The organism is Ohtaekwangia sp. (assembly GCF_036568665.1).
Classification (GTDB): domain Bacteria; phylum Bacteroidota; class Bacteroidia; order Cytophagales; family Cyclobacteriaceae; genus Ohtaekwangia.
Window position 1 is genome coordinate 15,667 of sequence record NZ_DATCSD010000152.1, and the last position, 12,312, is coordinate 27,978.

15 protein-coding genes are annotated in these 12,312 nt (G+C 41.0%); 8 read left to right on the plus strand and 7 right to left on the minus strand.

Annotation, left to right across the window (positions count from 1 at the left end):
- Positions 1-43: 43 nt before the first annotated feature.
- Together VIN08_RS08580 and VIN08_RS08585 are read right to left on the minus strand one after the other, a co-directional pair.
- Positions 44-1,033 (minus strand): hypothetical protein, encoded by a 990-nt coding sequence (locus tag VIN08_RS08580; RefSeq protein ID WP_331963161.1) that lies wholly within the window; start codon positions 1,031-1,033, stop codon positions 44-46.
- 20 nt (positions 1,034-1,053) lie between these two features.
- A complete protein-coding gene (locus VIN08_RS08585; RefSeq protein WP_331963164.1) occupies positions 1,054-1,275 on the minus strand; it encodes a helix-turn-helix transcriptional regulator in 222 nt (73 codons plus the stop codon).
- Between the two features lie 78 nt (positions 1,276-1,353).
- On the opposite strand from VIN08_RS08585, the gene VIN08_RS08590 reads away from it, so the two are divergent.
- The 3 genes from VIN08_RS08590 to VIN08_RS08600 all read left to right on the plus strand — a co-directional run bounded on the left by VIN08_RS08590 (position 1,354) and on the right by VIN08_RS08600 (position 3,617).
- Positions 1,354-1,695 (plus strand): hypothetical protein, encoded by a 342-nt coding sequence (locus tag VIN08_RS08590; protein WP_331963167.1) that lies wholly within the window; start codon positions 1,354-1,356, stop codon positions 1,693-1,695.
- Positions 1,696-2,160: 465 nt separating this feature from the next.
- Entirely contained in the window at positions 2,161-3,078 is a 918-nt protein-coding gene (locus tag VIN08_RS08595) for a hypothetical protein (protein ID WP_331963170.1), read from the plus strand.
- Positions 3,079-3,110: 32 nt separating this feature from the next.
- A complete protein-coding gene (locus VIN08_RS08600; RefSeq protein WP_331963173.1) occupies positions 3,111-3,617 on the plus strand; it encodes a 2'-5' RNA ligase family protein in 507 nt (168 codons plus the stop codon).
- Positions 3,618-3,637: 20 nt separating this feature from the next.
- Here the strand turns inward: VIN08_RS08600 and VIN08_RS08605 are convergent, their stop codons facing one another.
- The gene (locus tag VIN08_RS08605) at positions 3,638-4,258 is read right to left on the minus strand and encodes a Crp/Fnr family transcriptional regulator (RefSeq protein WP_331963176.1); all 621 of its coding nucleotides are present in this window, start codon (positions 4,256-4,258) and stop codon (positions 3,638-3,640) included.
- Positions 4,259-4,446: 188 nt separating this feature from the next.
- Between VIN08_RS08605 and VIN08_RS08610 the strand changes: the two genes are divergently transcribed.
- From VIN08_RS08610 to VIN08_RS08630, 5 genes are all read left to right on the plus strand, one after another.
- Positions 4,447-5,280, plus strand: a complete 834-nt coding sequence (locus VIN08_RS08610; protein WP_331963179.1) for an MBL fold metallo-hydrolase — start codon at positions 4,447-4,449, stop codon at positions 5,278-5,280.
- Between the two features lie 77 nt (positions 5,281-5,357).
- The gene (locus VIN08_RS08615) at positions 5,358-5,747 is read left to right on the plus strand and encodes a nuclear transport factor 2 family protein (protein WP_331963182.1); all 390 of its coding nucleotides are present in this window, start codon (positions 5,358-5,360) and stop codon (positions 5,745-5,747) included.
- Positions 5,748-5,832: 85 nt separating this feature from the next.
- Entirely contained in the window at positions 5,833-6,405 is a 573-nt protein-coding gene (locus VIN08_RS08620) for a hypothetical protein (protein ID WP_331963185.1), read from the plus strand.
- Between the two features lie 755 nt (positions 6,406-7,160).
- Positions 7,161-7,622 carry a response regulator gene (locus VIN08_RS08625; protein ID WP_331963188.1) on the plus strand — a complete coding sequence of 154 codons (462 nt, stop codon included), beginning with the start codon at positions 7,161-7,163 and terminating at the stop codon, positions 7,620-7,622.
- A 248-nt stretch (positions 7,623-7,870) separates the two neighbouring features.
- On the plus strand, positions 7,871-9,835 hold the full coding sequence (locus VIN08_RS08630) for a PAS domain S-box protein (protein WP_331963191.1): 1,965 nt from the start codon (positions 7,871-7,873) through the stop codon (positions 9,833-9,835).
- Positions 9,836-9,875: 40 nt separating this feature from the next.
- Here VIN08_RS08630 and VIN08_RS08635 read toward each other — a convergent pair whose 3' ends face one another.
- From VIN08_RS08635 to VIN08_RS08650, 4 genes are read right to left on the minus strand one after another with little or no spacing between them, the layout of a single operon-like run.
- Positions 9,876-10,418 carry a YceI family protein gene (locus tag VIN08_RS08635; RefSeq protein WP_331963194.1) on the minus strand — a complete coding sequence of 181 codons (543 nt, stop codon included), beginning with the start codon at positions 10,416-10,418 and terminating at the stop codon, positions 9,876-9,878.
- Between the two features lie 6 nt (positions 10,419-10,424).
- Positions 10,425-11,300, minus strand: coding sequence for a DUF5777 family beta-barrel protein (locus tag VIN08_RS08640; RefSeq protein WP_331963197.1), 876 nt, complete (start codon positions 11,298-11,300; stop codon positions 10,425-10,427).
- Between the two features lie 28 nt (positions 11,301-11,328).
- Positions 11,329-11,721, minus strand: a complete 393-nt coding sequence (locus VIN08_RS08645) for a hypothetical protein (RefSeq protein ID WP_331963200.1) — start codon at positions 11,719-11,721, stop codon at positions 11,329-11,331.
- Between the two features lie 4 nt (positions 11,722-11,725).
- Positions 11,726-12,064 (minus strand): hypothetical protein, encoded by a 339-nt coding sequence (locus VIN08_RS08650; RefSeq protein ID WP_331963204.1) that lies wholly within the window; start codon positions 12,062-12,064, stop codon positions 11,726-11,728.
- Between the last annotated feature and the right edge of the window lie 248 nt (positions 12,065-12,312).

Here is a 12,312-nt window from a genome sequence, read left to right on the forward strand (position 1 = left end):
CTATATATAGCTTTTATTCCTTCGAAGATCAAACTTAGTCCAACTATTCTTCGAAAGATTCTATTAGTATAATGGATGGAGAATATATATTCTCTGAATATAATTCATCAGGCCGTATCGGTGTGTTAATGATATCCTGGTTGAAAGGATTATAGTTATTATTATTAATTGCACTTTTGAGAATGCTCTTTGCGTGTATTGAATGCAATGTAGAGCTAAAGCTTAAGAGCCCGTTATAATCGGAGAAAGTTCTTTTTGGACCGCTTCCTCTTGGAAAACCTGACTTGGCTCGTGAAAAACCATTTTGCAATCCTGTTACGAGTAGATCCCATATCATTTTACTCCAATCATCGGTTTGATTATATAAATCATGCTTATCAAAAGGAGAACCGGTTTCAAACGCGAGTAGATTGACTAGTTCTGTCGAGAGGTTATTTTTTAAAAAGAGTTCACGATTTGCTACAGATGTTCCAAAAGGAAAATCTTTTTGATTTGATGATGATTTACTATCTATCATAAGATACTGGGCGCCCATATGTGGCTGTTTGGGTTTAATATCTCTTTGAGTGCCTACTAAATCAGATTTAAATTTAAAATATTCGAATAAAGGCCAATCTGTGTATATTTTAAGTTGATTTAGGTCTCCTGGCTGAGTAAGCAGATGTATATTGGTAGTCGCGATTTTTGATTGAAAGAGGATACACCTATTTGTAATTGAGCCCTTGTTATGATTGATGTGGCAGAGTAAAAGGTCTCCAATTTCACTCCCTTTGTTGCCAGTTAACGGCTTTACAATCGGTGACTGATGGCAATAGACCGATATTATATTAAAATCTATATTATAAGAATGAAGCATTGTTTGTAGCAGATTTTTGGCATGCATCGGTAAGAATTGCGCAAGCGCCAATATAAAATCAGGTTCTTGCGGTGCTCCTGTGGTTCTCGTTTGAGCGATAGCAAATATGTTTCGTAGAGCGAAATGAAAGACGAATTCTAGGGGGTGCCTTGTAGAATTTATGATTCTATTAATCATATTTAAAATAACACTAACGTTTAACTATTAATCAATTCTTTGGTATTTACTTTCAATGCTTTTGCAATCTCAAATAATACCTCAAGTGAAGGTTGTCTATGATTATTTACATACCTAGTAACAGTAACAAAATCCTTATCTAATTTCTCCGCTAACCAAGTCTGTGTTTTACCTTGCTCTTCCAATACCTCTTTGATACGGTTTAACTTTGGTTTTTCTGATTTGGATTTTCTCTTTGCCATTCTATCCAAATATCTACCTATCCAATTTGGTTATATATAACCGATTTGGTTATATTGGGTCGTTGTTTGAATAGCAGTATGAAAAAGAGTGCATCGAAAGTAAATCTTCGTAAAAAATTAGAAGCCCGCATCCACCATCTCGAACGCACCCTCTCTCAGCACCACGAGGCCCAACTCCAAAATATACCTTATACCAACCAGCGCGAGATATTGGAAGCACTATGCGAGGTATCGGCTGGTGTGGATACGTATGCGTTTCTGGGAGAGCTGTTCTTTGAGTTTCTGGCGCAGGAGGTGCGCAATACGTCACCGTCAGATGAACGGCTCAAACTATATATCAATACCCGCCACGAGATACACGAACTCTATACTATAGCGCGTGCTGCCCGGGCGTTGCGGCAAAAGGGGAGTGGTAAGTGAGGTATAGATAGTGCTTATGGTATAGCGGAGTCCCCGAGGGCGGGAGACGCTGCTCATAATAGAACTTTATCTATGTTCTGGCAGGGTACTTTCTATTCTCCTTTCTCACTATAAAGTATATGATAATACCGGGAAGTTGCAGAGTAAAGATCAACAACAACCACAAAAGCGATTCTTTGTTTTTTACCGCCCGGGTATAAATTAAGTAGGTAGTCAATATCAGGAGTATGGCATATACAATAAAGTAGCTGACCAGTAATGCTTCCATAGTAGTTATGTGTTTTGAATCAGTGAGTAATCTACGAAGTGTATACCTTCGCGTCAATCACCCGGTTGGGAGATGTAGGTGTATTAAAGTTTAGTGGTGCAACCGTTTAAATCATAAGAATTATATATTTGTAATAATCGTCCATGGCCCGGGTATTTGTCCCCGAGGCTGACGCGATTAAAATTTCCCCTTGGTATATGAGAACAATTACGAAGTATAGATTTACCCTGGCAATAGTCTTGTTCATCACTTCACTCAATATCACTTACGCCTGCCTGAATGGAGAAACAATGGTTCTCAAAAATGGTATGCTTCTGTATGAGGATGCACAGACTAATGTTCCCTATGGTCATGATTTTTATTCTTATGATTTAGATATCGAAAACATCCGGGAATTGGATAGCCTTTACCGGGCAACGAATGATCTCGACTATTTATCCGACAAAGGTGTTATTTTGATCATATTTAACAAGTATAAAGAAGCCATCGATCTATACCTTGAAATTGAGAAAATGCAACCTGGCCGATACGCCACTGCTTCTAATATAGGCACTGCTTACGAGCTTATGGGTGATAATGAAAATGCCTTAAAGTGGATTAAACGTGCTGTAGAAATTGACAGCACTTCGCATTACAATTCTGAATGGATCCACGTAAAAATTCTGGAAGCCAAGATCAAAGGCGAAACCTATATCACCACACAACATTTACTGAACGCAGATTTTGGTGATGACGAATTTCCAACATCCGAATTAACTAAAAAGGAACTTGGCGTACTCTCACTTGCTTTATACTATCAGCTAAACGAAAGAATTTCCTTTATTAAATCGAACGACAAGATTGTAGCGCAGTTGCTTTTTGATCTGGGTAATATAGCATACCTGTCAGGTCATTATGAAGATGCGTTGGAAGATTATCGATTGGCCGAGAAGTATGGCTATAACGGGAAATTAATTGAACAAAGAATTGCTCTCGTGCAAGATCCTTTAAGACGAGGTCCTGCCGATGCAGATCATTCGCCCAAGCAAAACAAGCTTTTTGTTTTGATAGGCAGTGCAGGCTTGCTACTCGCTGTTTTGTTTGTAGGTGTCTATATTCATAAACGCAATAGTTGATGGTTATGCGTAGGAATATATACTCCCTATAAATGCAAAGCACCCGACAACAACTCACACTATTTGTTACGCACGGTGCAAAAGAGATTGAAAAGATACGTGCTGCCTTCAATCCACAGCAACATGCGCTGATCGCTGCGCACGTTACGCTTTGCCGTGAGGATGAAATTACCCCGATAGAAAAAGTTATTGATAATATACATGCACTACAGTGGAGCGCTCCGCTTCGTATTGCGTTTAACCCGGTGGAACGATTTGAAGGTGGCAAAGGTGTGTTGATTCCGCCACGTGGTAACAATGAAGCATTCCATACTTTACGAAGAGAAGTATTGAAGGGAATACATCAGCCCCCGCGACTGCATCAACCTCATATAACACTGATGCACCCGCGAAACGCAACGTGTACGGATGCTATATTCGATCAGTTAACGAAATATAGTATACCCTCGGAGTTGATGTTTGATACGATCTCTCTCATCGGGCAACATCAGGGTGGTAAATGGATTGTGCAGGAAGAGTACAGGTTTTTACGTGTTTAGGTGTGTATGTTGATGCGTGTTTATGTTTGGCCTTGTTGCTGGATTTTTCGCCTGATCTTGCTTAGAAACTCGTGGCTTATGCCGAGGTATGCAGCTACCTGCAGGTTGGTTAGGCGTTGAGCAATGCCGGGGTTTGTTTGTATAAAATCTATATAGCGCTCGTATGCAGACTTGCTCATGCTGTCGATCATTCTTCTTTGCAATACAGTGTGCGTCTTTTGCGTCATGGTGCGGAAGAGTTTTTCTATGCCAGCAATGTTCTCGTATGCATACTCCTTATCTTCTTTCGATATCAATAACACTTCCGAATCTTCCAGCGCTTCTATAAATAGTTGTGATGGTGTTTGATTATTGAAACTATCAATGTCGGTAAGCCACCAGTCTTCCATAGCAAAATATAGTATCTGCTCAAAGCCGTTGTGGTCAAGGTGGTATATGCGAAACAATCCTTTTGTAACGAACCCTTCAAATCGGCAAATTTCATCTTTACGCAGTAGAAAACTTTTTTTCTTTACGGTACGCTGCGCAAACAGATCGCAGAATTTATCGGCTTCGCTATTGGAAATAGCAACGCGATTTTGAATATGCTTTTTTAACAACGCTTTCATTCGCTGGTGGGTAATCTCTCTGCGAGTATACATAATTTCTTTATCAGCTATATACCACAGTTGGGCTACAAGGTTTTTTGAGCATAGGCCGGCACTTTATTGAACTTGTTCAATGTGCAGCGTGGCGAAATTCTTTCCCTTTGTAGCGCAAACGGAAAAAAGCTATGAGCTCAAAGAGAATTGTAATACTCACTTTATTATTCAACTTAATACTGATAAATATGCAAGCACAAACTTTTAAAACGATCGATGCCGGGAAGCTAACGCTGCAGGTATATAATGCTGCCGAAACCAGTTTTGGAGTGGCATCAGTTATCGTTGCCGGACCAACGGAAGCCATATTGGTTGATGCACAATTTACATTGGTAGATGCTGAACGTGTAGCGCAACAGGTGAAAGAATCAGGGAAGAAATTAATAGCCATCTATGTATCGCATGGCGACCCTGATTTCTATTTCGGTGCGGAGATATTTAAAAAATATTTTCCAGAGGCAACTATATATGCTACCGTACCCACCATTGAACACATCAAAACTACAGCACAAAAGAAGCTGGATGTGTGGGGAGAACGCCTGGGTAAAGCTATTACTTCTAATGTAGTGCTGCCGCAATTGCTAAAGACAAATACGCTTACGGTAGATGGCGAACGTATTGAGATTATTAATGCCGATGGTGCAGCGGAAAAATCTTTTGTGTGGATACCGGCTATTAAAGCCGTTGTGGGTGGTATAAATGTATTTGGTACTACATTTCATTTATGGATGGCTGATGCACAGACTACGCAGGCACGCAACAACTGGCTGGCTGTGCTGTCAAAAATGGAGAGCCTGCGTCCGGAGATTGTTATACCTGCCCATGCAAAGTCAGATTCACCTTTCGATATGAAAGCTGTGCAGCATACTAAAGAGTATATAAAGTTCTATGAAGAAATTCTCAAGAACTGCAAAACATCAGAAGAACTGATCACCAGGCTAAAGGCAAAATATCCTGCGCTTACATTTGATATAGCTTTACAAATAGGAGCAAAGGTTAATACCGGTGAAATGAAATGGTAAAAAGCAAAGCATTTTTTTATAGTATACTTCTTGTAGCCACATATTGCTTGTGTGGCTGCGAGGCTACGGATATAGCTATGACAAACCTGGAAATTATAAAAAGCACTTACGAAGGAAAGACTTCGGAAGAGAATGGCAGAAATCTGGCGTTGCATGTTTCTAAAGATATCCGCTGGACGGAAGCACAGGGCTTCCCCTATGCTGGCACATATATAGGTATAGATGCTATAACAAAAAATGTGTTCAGTCGTTTAGGCAGCGAGTGGATAGACTATAAACTTACGGTGGAAGATTATGTAGCGTCTGATGATCGCGTGATAGCGTACGGTACATATTCCGGAACATATAAGGCTACCGGTAAATCTTTCAAGGCTCGTGTAGCACATCTCTGGAAACTGGAGCATGGCAGGATTGTGAGCTTCGAACAGATCGTGGATAGTAAACCGGTGGCAGATGTGATGATATAATGTGTTTACGTTTATACGTGGGTACGTTGTGTAGGAGAATGTTCTGCTAAAAATGAATTGGCCTGAAGTTTGGTTGAGCTGAAACGTGAAACTGATAACTTCAGAAGGAATAAAGCTCAGGGAGTTTTATATACCTCCATTTACTATACATCGCGGTGAAATAGTAGTAATAAGGTTGCCGGAAGGTGCATATTTTCGTGAGCTGCTCTTTGAGTTGGTTCCTATATTAACCGGGGAGAGAATTTATCCGGGTGTTGAGCCCGATAAATCTTTTCGTTATGTGCGGCATATAGAGGAGAGCCGTTGGCGTAGCTTGCTTTTCCCGCTGCTGGTTAAGCGGTATATATCGCGTAATGCAAATCCTCATAGTGAAATTTCCAAATTGGCGATCGATGATCGCGTTACTCCGGATACTAAAATCTGTTCACTTGCCTGGACACAGCGGAAAAAGGTAAGCTTATTTACGGAGCTCTCATGGTCTGACAGAATTATTTTTGATTTGATGGGAATAGATCTCGCAGGTGCTGAAGAGATATGTACTTTGATTAAACGCTATACCATTCCATCAGGTGCTGCTATACTGATTGATTATTATGATGAGTTGTCGGATGTGCGCACGCAACTCATAGAATTTCAATACCAACCAGACGCAGGCTAAAACTCTTCCAGCATATTTCAACCGGGCCTCATCCAATCTTCGGTCAGGCAATGGGTGCGTGCGGATTGGATGCAGACCGGGTGGAATATGCGAGGCCTCGCGGCCCCGGAGCGGACTATGGAATGCACTAAAAAACATCAGGTAAATATTCTATCTTATACAGCCTATTGGACTTGAGCAAATATATACCATGAAAAAAAATTATCCGCGAGACTTGAAATGCTCTTTAAGAAACTCAAATACCTCATCAAAATGTTTTAGTGGTTCTGTATGTCTGCCATCTATAGGTATATGTTTATAGGTATAGGGAAAGTTTTGCTGGCAATCGTTCCACTATTTTTTTTTCGTCATTTCGGTTGATGCCACATCTCAGCTGTGTTGTCACACGCTATGCTGCAGAAAGCCGAATGTTTCAAAGTAGTAGTATGACTTGCTTACTACAAAAACAGATGAAGTATACAATCAGAAATTTATCGGCAGCCAATGTGTTCTTTTAGTTAGTAACAAACTCAGCAGAAAAGATGAAAGGCGATTCATAAAAAAAATGAAATTAGCTCAAAGCGCAGGTATAATATCGCTTATGCGGCAGGCATACTCACTGGAATGAACGCATCTATTTTTCTGTTTATATAGGTATAACAACGTATTACCCGTAAATTAACCGTTAAGCACTTTTTTCGCCTGATCTTTGCGCGATTAAAGCATCTTAGTAGAATGGCTGCAAGAGCCTGTGGCATTTTTTCCCCTCGCCCCCTATGCTAAAGAAGATATTATTGGTAGACGATGATCAGGACGATGCTGATCTTTTCTGTGAAGCATTAAAGGATGTTAACCCTGCTGCCATTTGCAGTTGGGCAAACGATGGTTCTGACCTGGTGAAGAAGATTGAGAATAACCGTATCGATAATCCTGATCTTGTTTTTCTGGATATAAACATGCCGCAAATGAATGGCTGGGAAGTGCTCGACTACCTGAAGAAGAACGATCGTTTTGCGGATGTGCCGGTTATTATGTTTTCAACAACATCATCTGTATATGATGGGCGTAAGGCACTGGATAAAGGAGCTTTGTGCTTTTACGAAAAACCTACCAGCTTTCTGGATCTGAAAGATTTTCTACGATCTATTTCCGAAAAGAATGTTAACCGTGCAACCCTGCTATCGGCCATAGAGCTTGTTGCCCGCAATAAGAAGCACCGGATATTTACCGGTCATTGATGCCATGTATATAGCAGCGATGGGCACGGTTATTTACGTTGCGATCGCTTAACCTTCGGAGCTTTTTTATTCGAAAACTTTGTCTCTTCTTCTTCAAAACAAAGGAACGATTCCCTTTTATCTTGAAAAGAAATCAGATGCAGCAATGGTAAAGATGCCCGATCATTTCGCTGTAAAAAAGGAGTTTTGAAATGCTTGTGAAAAATTCTGTTCCCCCTTTTCAAATCAACGATGACAGGTTTGACCGCATGATCGCTGAAGTAGAAGACTATGCCATTATAGTACTGGATAAGGCAGGGATTATATCATCGTGGAACAGGGGTGCCGAAAATATAAAGGGCTATAGGGCTGAAGAAATTATAGGGAAGAGTTTTCGTATTTTTTACCCGGTAGAAGATCAGGAAACCAAATTGCCTGATATACTCTTGGAGCAGGCCCGAACAGTGGGTAAGGCTACACACGAAGGATGGCGCGTAAAGAAAAATGGTGCTCGCTTTTGGGGAAATATTACCATCACCGCTATACATGCCGACAATGGAGAGGTTGAAGGATTTGTAAAAGTAACGCGCGACCTCACCGAGCGAAAGATGCTGGACGACAAGCTCAGCAACTACGTGGAACAACTGCACGTAAAGAATGACGAGCTGCAACGCAGCGAAGAGAAATACCATAAGATGGTTTCGGAGTTACAAGGGTATGCTATTATACTGCTCGATAAAGACGGTAACATTCAGGACTGGAATAAAGGAGCTGAAAAAGTAAAGGGTTATTCGCCAGAAGAAATACTCGGTAAAAACTTTCGGGTGTTTTATACAATAGAAGATAAAGAATCAGATTTGCCGGGGCGCCTGCTGCAACAAGCTATAGCGTGGGGAACCATTACACATGAAGGCTGGCGCATTCGTAAAGATGGCAGTCGCTTTTGGGCCAACGTTGTGGTTACAACACTTCGCAGTGATAATGGAGATATACTCGGATTTTCGAAAGTAACAAAAGACCTTACCGATCAAAAGATAGCACAAGACCGGCTCAATGTAGTAGCAGAGGAATTGCGACAGGCAAACGATGATCTCAAGAAGAGTGAGGAGCGCTATCACAAGATGATCTCGGAAGTGCAAGACTATGCTATATTATTGCTGGATACCAACGGTATAATTCAAAACTGGAATACCGGGGCAGAGTATATTAAAGGATATAAAGAGAGCGAGATTGTAGGGCGAAGTTTTAAAGTGTTTTATACTCCGCAAGATGTAGCCGACCAATTACCTGACAGACTTCTGCAGCAGGCTGCCCGCAACGGCAGGGCTATGCACGAAGGTTGGCGTGTGCGTAAAGATGGTTCCAAATTTTGGGGCAGTATAGTAATTACTGCACTGCACAACAACGAAGGTGCAATTATAGGGTACTCGAAGGTTACCCGCGACCTCACCGAGAAAAAGAAGATAGATGATGAGTTGAGATTCAACGCAGCTGAATTGGAAAAGAAGAACAAGGAACTGCAACGCCTCAACACCGAATTGTCGTCATACGCGTATGTGGTAAGTCACGATCTGAAAGAGCCTGTCCGTAAGATACAGGTATTCGCCAGCAGGCAGCGTGAACCGGATAAACCACTGGAGCAGGTACTGGTGTATTCAGAAAAGATCTCCGGCAGTGCTGCGCGCATGCAAAAGTTAATGGAAGATTTGCTCGCATACTCGCAGCTTGAACAAGGCACCGAATTTTTTACAGAAGTAGACCTTCATAAAATAGTGTATATGGCCTGGAACGATCTTGAACTGATTGTACAGGAAAAATGCGCGCAGATATACGTTGCCGATCTGCCGGTTATCAGCGGTATATCTTTTCAACTGATACAGATATTTCTCAACCTGCTTTCCAATGCCATCAAGTTTAGCAGGGAAAATATACCACCGGTGGTTCGTGTTACTTGTCGGTTGGTTACAAAAGAAGATACAGGTATAGTATTTGACCAGGCGGAATCTGAAATGTATTATGAAATTTCCGTTGTCGATAATGGAATCGGTTTTGACGAACAGCATAAACAAAAGATATTCGAAGTATTTCACCGCCTCAACAAAACCACCTCCAATGGCTCCGGTATAGGCCTCGCCATTGTAAGACGCGTAATGGCCAACCATCACGGCTATGTTACGGCACAAAGTACATTCGGAGAAGGATCTGCTTTTCGCTTGTTTTTCCCAATGAAATAGCTGCTGAAGGTTTATGTGAACAGTTACGGGGCAACCGAATTTATTTTTTAGGTTTATAATCTGCCGACATGTTTACTTTAATATCTTCTGCAATTTTGGAGAAGACCAGTTTGGGTATTTCAATTTTAAAATCGGCTGTATGAACCATCAGTTCGGCATCCAGGTGAATAACATTATTTTTTATAGTTAACGTACCCGGAATAGTTGTTGTCTTCTCAACACCGTGAAGCATAAACGTTCCGGTAGCTGTTACAGAATACACTCCGTCTTTCGCATAATCTATATTCTCATTGATCTTTCCCCGAAAACTGTCAATAGGATACTTTGTACTCTCCATATAGTTTTCATTAAAGTGTTCCTGCATCAATGCATTCTTGAATACAAATGCTGTGTTCTTCATGCGAACCAATACAGAATCGGTATTGGTATTAATCAAAGAAGACACATTTGAGTTGATGGCAGAAATATTTTCGAGAGGGGTTTCTGAGAAGAATTGCACTTTGGCAGTGGTGGTTATAAAGATCTGGCCATGGCCGGAGAGGTAAAGGCACGACAATAGTAAACTAAAACAAAGTGTTTTCATTTTCTGTTAAAAGTTAAATGCTCGCGAAATATTAAAGCCTAAGCGAATGCCACCATCTTTCCACGAAGTGGCTGTGTGAAAAAAGTATTGTGGTTCTACGATACCACTTGAGTTCGTGAGGAACATTTGAAACACGTGGCCTCCGGTTTCGATCTCCCATCCGATACCCATTGTATTATAGTATGTTTGCGCAGTATAGGAATTATACTTTAATCCATACTCCAGTGTAACAGCCATTCGCTTACTGAATTTATAGCGACCTGCAAAGCCTACGGCCAGCGCATTATTTTTGTCGCTGATATTATCCACCAGGTTATAGTGTATGAAGATGGGATTTATCTGTAGCGAGAATACATCCGAGAACTTGCGGGCAATGATCGTTTGAAACGAATAGCTTAAACGGTCGCCAAAATAATGATACTTGTTATAGCCATTAGCAACGGCATCCGGATCTTGTACTGTAGTGCAGTATGTAGCTCCCATCAAAGTCATGCTGATGGGCATTCCTGATCCTTCTGTTTGCCTTAGCAGTCTGTATTTTACATAGCCATCAACAAGCTTCTCATAACTCGTGCGCCCTATACCTACTTCCAGTCTTCCATTTATACTATATCCAAGACCAAAACGTATTGTTGCGCCATTATCTAATCCGAAGAAGGAGTTAGCCCCACCGTTTATATCGCCAAAGCGATGTTGAATCATAAATTCCAAAACACCTTTACCAGGTACTTCTACGCTCTGGAAATTAATAATGCGTGTACCTTTAAATGTAGCACTGACATATTCTTTTACACTGTCTTTTTCTTCTAACAACGCCATGTCGTCTTGTGCCCAGGCCATCAATGGGAAAAGAAAAAGGAGTAAGCCGGTTAAGCATTTCATCGTGCAGGAATTTTTATGATAAGAAGATTTAGTTATTCAATGCACCTGCATCGACCCATTTTTGAATTTTGATAATGTTGCAGGAGTTCATTTTAGAGCCGTTCTCGGGCATCCTGGTGGCAGAGCCTGTCCAGGTTATTGAGCTTATCAGTTTTCCGCTTACGGCAACCGAATAAACGCCTGTATAACTGGATAAATCATACCCGCTGGTATTGTTATGATTGTGACAGGAATTGGAACTCCCGCAATTACTTCTCAGTATAGGAGCAATGTTTACACTATAAGACATCACCCCCGTTGTATCACATGATCCGCCACTTACTCCTGATGATGGTGTTAACTCGGACAGATTATCGTTATAGCAAGAGAAAAGGATGCTAAGTATGAACAGTAGCAGTGCTATTGAATATATTTTTTTCATGACATCAGTTATTAGTAGCCCCTTGCGCAATCCACAAGTAGATAGTTTTGATTTCAGTGTCGGTCATGTGGGGGTTGGGCTTGGGTGGCATGGCTCCTAGAGCATTCGCAGTAATAACTTTGTATAGCTTGCTGCTGTGAGGTTTGCCGGCACTTACCTTGGCGACTATATCATCGTAGGTTATTAATTGAAATTCCCGTCCATTCAGTCCATGGCATCCTGCTTGTGTACAGTTTGAAATTATAAGCGGCTGTACATCATCTTTGAAACTCATAACCGGAGCCTCTTCCAAAGGAGTTAGAGGATCGTGTGTACAGTGCGATAGTATGCCAGCGAAAAGCATAACCGCGCAAAAAAGAATTGTAAACGATTGTTTCGTCATGACTATAGCTATAGTGCTATTGCATTTGCAACAGCAAATAATTTATAGCGCAATAAGAAAAATAGATTCTGAGGAAATTCTGGATTTAGTGTCATGGCATGACACTTCCGAAGTATATTTAATTTATTCCTGCACTCGTAAAATTTGCAGGCTCAAATTTCGTTTTCACCTTTTATTCTATTGTGTTTATCTGTGGTAAACAAAATGGC